Annotated in this window: 3 protein-coding genes; 1 reads left to right on the top strand and 2 read right to left on the bottom strand. The window is 69.6% G+C overall.

Annotation, left to right across the window (positions count from 1 at the left end; genetic code table 11):
• Window positions 1-247: 247 nt before the first annotated feature.
• The gene (locus ACN675_RS27485; protein WP_420753831.1) at window positions 248-2,479 is read left to right on the top strand and encodes a DNA polymerase III subunit gamma and tau; all 2,232 of its coding nucleotides are present in this window, start codon (window positions 248-250) and stop codon (window positions 2,477-2,479) included.
• Window positions 2,480-2,551: 72 nt separating this feature from the next.
• Here the strand turns inward: ACN675_RS27485 and ACN675_RS27480 are convergent, their stop codons facing one another.
• Together ACN675_RS27480 and ACN675_RS27475 are read right to left on the bottom strand one after the other, a co-directional pair.
• A complete protein-coding gene (locus ACN675_RS27480; protein ID WP_420753830.1) occupies window positions 2,552-3,868 on the bottom strand; it encodes a DUF7373 family lipoprotein in 1,317 nt (438 codons plus the stop codon).
• A 79-nt stretch (window positions 3,869-3,947) separates the two neighbouring features.
• A partial coding sequence (locus ACN675_RS27475; protein ID WP_420753829.1) for an Hsp70 family protein occupies window positions 3,948-5,177 on the bottom strand: 1,230 nt, incomplete at its 5' end.

Below are 5,177 nucleotides of genomic sequence, written 5' to 3'. Positions count from 1 at the left end.
CGCGGCGACGGCCGCGGTGGAATTCGCCATCGGGGGTGCTGTGTCGGCGCTGTCCGCCGAAGTGTCGTTCGTTGCGCATTGTGTACGCCCTTTCTGTTTGTTCGACACCATCAAGATAGAACGCGATATATCGTTAACGCAAGCGTTGAGAGTGTGTGGTCTCGATCACGGACCGTCTCCACCTGCCCGGACCGCCCGGTGGCGACCACTCGGCCCTCGTGTCGGAGTGCGCCGGTAGTCTCGGCGCGTGGCCCTGTACCGGAAGTATCGACCGGCGACCTTCGCCGAGGTGGTGGGGCAGGAGCACGTCACCGAGCCCCTCAGCACCGCCCTCGACACGGGACGTATCAATCACGCGTACCTGTTCTCCGGGCCGCGCGGTTGTGGCAAGACCTCGTCGGCGCGCATCCTCGCGCGGTCCCTGAACTGCGTGGAGGGCCCGACGTCGACGCCGTGCGGGGTCTGTGCCTCGTGTGTCGCGCTCGGCCCCGGCGGAGGCGGCAACCTCGATGTCATCGAACTCGACGCGGCCAGCCACGGCGGTGTCGACGACACCCGCGAACTGCGCGACCGCGCGTTCTACGCCCCGGCCGAGTCCCGGTACCGCATCTTCATCGTCGACGAGGCGCACATGGTCACCACGCAGGGCTTCAACGCTCTGCTCAAGATCGTGGAGGAACCGCCGGAGCACCTGATCTTCGTGTTCGCGACGACCGAACCGGAGAAGGTGCTGCCGACCATCCGGTCGCGCACCCACCACTATCCGTTCCGGTTGCTCGCGCCGACCGCGATGCGCGGGCTGCTCGAGCGCATCTGCACGCAGGAGAACGTGCCCGTCGAGGACGCCGTGTACCCGCTGGTCATCCGGGCGGGCGGGGGGTCGCCGCGCGACTCGCTGTCGGTGATGGACCAGCTGCTCGCCGGGTCCGGGCCCGAAGGGGTGACCTACTCCCGCGCGCTCGCGCTGCTCGGTGTCACCGACGTCGCGCTCATCGACGAGGCCGTCGACGCGCTCGCGGTCGGGGACGGTGCGGCACTGTTCGGCACCGTCGAAAAGGTGATGGACGCGGGGCACGATCCGCGCCGCTTCGCGGTGGACCTGCTCGAGCGCCTGCGGGATCTGATCCTGCTCCGATCGGTGCCCGACGCCGCCGACCGCGGTCTCGTCGACGCGCCCGGCGACATCCTGGACCGGATGCGCGACGAGGCCGACCGGATCGGGCCGGCCACTCTCACGCGGTACGCCGAGATCGTGCACGCGGGTCTCGGGGAGATGCGCGGCGCGACCGCGCCCCGCCTGCTGCTCGAGGTGATGTGCGCCCGGATGCTGCTGCCGGCCGTATCCGATGCGGAAACCGCTGTGCTGCAACGGCTCGAACGACTCGAACAGGGATTCGTCCCGGCGGCGGCAGGTGCTGCGGCCCCGGCAGGTGTGGCTCCGGCGACCGCGCCGCGCCCGGTGCCGGAACCGGCGGTCGCGCCGATCGCACCCGACGAACCCGCCGCCCGGTTCCAGCGGCCGTCGCAACGGCGTGCGATGGAACAGGCAGCGCCCGCCCCGCAGGCGGAGCCTGCAAGGCCCGCACCTCCGGCGGAGCCTGCACGTCCCGCACCGCAGGAACCTGCAGCGGTGACACCTCCGGAACCGGTGGCATCCGAGCCGGCTCCGATCCCCGAACCGGCTGCACGTCCCGTCGAATCGAAAACTCCCGAGCCCGAGCCGATTTCGCCGCCGCAGCCGGACCGTTCCGTCGCCGACCGCAGCGAACCGGAGCCGGAACCCCAGCCGGAACCCCAGCCCGCCGCACCGTCGCAGCCGGCGTCGGGTCCCGACGCGGCGGGTCTTCGGGCGGTGTGGTCGGAGGTGCGCGCGAAGGTGCGTGCCCGCAGCCGTACGGTCGAGGTCATGCTGTCCGGCGCGTCGGTGCGCGACGTGGAGGGCACGCGCGTGGTCCTCGTCCACGATTCGATGCCGCTCGTGAAGCGTCTCGCGGAACCGCGCAATGCCGCTGTCGTCGCCGATGCGCTGCGCGAGGTGTTCGGCGTCGATTTCGAGGTGACGTGCGTGCACGGGTCGGCCGCGCCGGCTCCCGTGAAAGCCGCTCCCGTGCAGCAACAGTCACGACCGAGCGGGCAGCCGAGGTTCTCGAGGCCGAGCCAGGCCAATCGTGCCGCGGCCCAGGCGCGTCCCGACGAGCAGAAGAACCCGGGTCCGGCCCGCCCCGAACCGTCGGCGCAGGGACCGAACTACGACGACATTCCGCCCCCGGAAGCCCCGGACCTCCCGGACGATCCCGGGCCGGAAGCGGCGTACGACGCTCCGCCTCCGGACCCGTCGGCGGTGACGGAAGCCGACGTCGAGGAGATGTTCGCCGAGGCCGCGACCCCGGGTGATCCGTCGACTCGTCGCGACCCCGAGGACGTTGCCCTCGAACTGCTGAAGGACATCCTCGGCGCCAAGCGGATCGAGGAGAAGTAGCCCCGCCCCTGCCGGTGAAACGGCTGTGCCCCCTGCCGCGGCCGGCGACAGGGGGCACAGGTGGGAACGGGATCAGTTCCGGCCGAGGCCCATCTCTTCGGCCTTGACGAACTTGACGTACTGGGTCGCGATTCGCTGCGACATCGTGCGCAACGTGTCGTTCTCGGGGTCGGTGTTGCCGATCGGCCGGAAGCCGCTGATCTCGGCGACGTACGGGCCATAGGTCATGTAGCACACCGACATCCGGCCCTCGGCGACGTCACCGCTCATGCACGTCGTGTCGGGAACGTTCTGCGGCACCGACGCATCCTCGGTGACCTCGGAGTAGTTCTTCCGGGTCTGCGCCAGGAATGCGTCCCGAACGGTCTCGGCATCCTCCGGGCTTGCCGTGCGATACACACCGGAGTTCGCCAGGGCGACCCGGTCGGTGCCGGTCTTCTCGAAGAGCGCGGCCGTCTGTGCCGGGTTGCTGTCGAAGTGCAGCCAGCCCAGCGGGCCGTACACCGCGAGTTCGGAGTTCCGGGTCGTCTCGTCCTCGGTGTAGCCGACGGCGCGGGCGAGGACCTTGTCCATGTCGACCACCAGCTCGGGGATCTCCGGCGTCGGCGTGTACGGGAAGCTCGCGAGCAACGGAATCTGCTTCTCGAGCGCGCGCGTGGTGATGTCCTTCGCCCACTCGGGGTCGTCGGCGTCGGTGGACGCGTAGGTGTAGATGAAGTGAGGGCCGTTGACGGTGTACGAGGACACCGTGTCGGAGCCGGTTTCCCACCGGAAGGTCACGGCCTTGGTGTCGGGCAGGCCGGGCAGTGTGATCGGAGTGCCGGCCCCCGACGCAAAGATGTCGTCCCCTCCGCTGCCGTCGGTGAGTTCGTCGGCGTAGAGGTCGGCGACGATGGCGGCCGCGGATGCTTCGTCCGGGAGTCGGACGACGGAGATCCCGAGGCCGTGGGAGCCGTCGGCGTAGTCCTGGAAGTCGCTGAACGTGGTGATGATCTCGTAGTTGTCGGAGATCGCGGAGACGGAGTCGCTCAGGAGCCCGAGCTTCGCGAGACCCCCGACGCCGACGCCCTGGTTCATGCCGCCGCCCGAGACGAGCTTCGGGTCGATCGTGTACGGGGCAACGACGAACTCGGCCAGGCGCTGGCCTTCGACGGCGGGACCGAAGTCGCCGGCGAGCTGGCCTTCCGCCTCGAAGTCCTTCGGGACGGTGTTGTATCCGCCGGTGTCGAGGGACTCGATGTCGAAGTCCGCCTGCTGCTCGGCACCGGAATCTGCGGCCAGCGCGGCGGTCTCGCTGTCGACGGCGGTGCCCTCGACGTCGCTGCTGCACCCGGTGAGGGCGAGAGCGGCTGCCGCTGCGGCGGCCGTGAGGACGCGTGACGTACGCATGATGTGGAACTCCTTGTCGTTCTGGTGTGCCGTCGTTCTCGTGCCGTCTTGCGGCGAGGCCTCGGGGGGTGAAACTTGTTCAGGACGTAGGGAATCCGAGCTCTCGCAGGAGCGTCAGTCCCTTGTCGACGGGTGCGATCGAGAAACTGATCACGAGACCCTTCGTCTTGTCGATCCCGTTGAAGAAGGAGGTGTACGGGTCGGACGGCTGGTACTCGATGATGCGGTTCCCGTCCTCGGAGAGAACCGACGTATAGCCGGTGATCGGCTTGTCGCGCATGCGGATCAGGGTCGATCGAGCGTACTGATCGTCGCGGTACGCGGACACCGTCACGTAGTCGTGCTCTCCCATGCCGATCGTCTTGCCCAGGGACGAAGCGGGATCGATGTCGCAGTCGACGCGCAGGGCGTTCTCCATGCTGAACCCGGCCTTCTCGCACGAAACGGACGACGTGATCAGCTTGGCGGGCAGGATCGAGGTGACATCGTCGGTGGATTCGCTGATGTACGTGGAGTCCGACGTGGCGGGCGGCAGACCACCTTCGGAGGCGAGCACCGTCGTCGTTTCGACGGTGTCCGCGGCGGCGGTGGACGTTCCACCGGTTCCGCCGCTCTGGACGAAGGCGTAGACGCCGCCGGCAGCGACCGCGGCCGCTACGAGAACACCGGCGCCGACCAGCAGCGGCTTGCGCTTCCCGGCCGAGGCGGTTCCCGAGGTTGCAGCGTCGGCGAAGACGGCGGGTGCGGGCTGCGGCCGGCCGGTCGGGGCGGCATGGCGGGGGCCGGGTGCGTGATCGCGCGCCAGCGCCACGGTCTGCTGGTCCGCCGCCGGGTCGGTGACGCGGCCACCCGCGACGAACCCGGCCGCGCCCTTGGCGACCACGGTTTTCGGGTCGTCGAGGGTGGCGATCGGGCCGAGTTCGGCCAGCCGCCGGTGCACGTAGGGGATGCGCGACGAGCCACCGGTCAGATACAGCGCCTGCAGACCACCGCGGTCGACGCCGGCCTCGCGCAGCACCGACGCGGCCAGCTGCACGCCTCGGGTGATCTGCGGTTCGATCAGCTGCTCGAACTCGTCCCGGGTCAGCGTGAACGTCATGTCGGCGCCGTTGCCGGTGACCCGAACGGTCGCCGAAGGAGCCTGGGAGAGAAGCTCCTTGGCGCGTCGGATCTGATCGTCGAGGTTGCGGCGGGCGTCGAGACCCTCCGGCCGGCGCAACCATGCCGCCAGATCGGGGTCCTCGTCGGCGAGCTGCCGGTCCACCCAGCGGGAGATCGTGGCGTCGAGGTTCTTGCCGCCGAGGGCGTT

Origin of the sequence: Rhodococcus sp. O3, from assembly GCF_048897285.1 — a bacterium.
Lineage (GTDB): Bacteria > Actinomycetota > Actinomycetes > Mycobacteriales > Mycobacteriaceae > Rhodococcus.
The sequence above is the reverse complement of the archived record's forward strand: the minus strand, read 5'-3'. Positions and strand labels throughout refer to the sequence as shown.

What these genes read in the sequence shown, in the direction of transcription:
- ACN675_RS27480 (WP_420753830.1), bottom strand. Translation starts at nt 3,868, where the DNA reads ATGCGTACGTCACGCGTCCTCACGGCCGCCGCAGCGGCAGCCGCTCTC.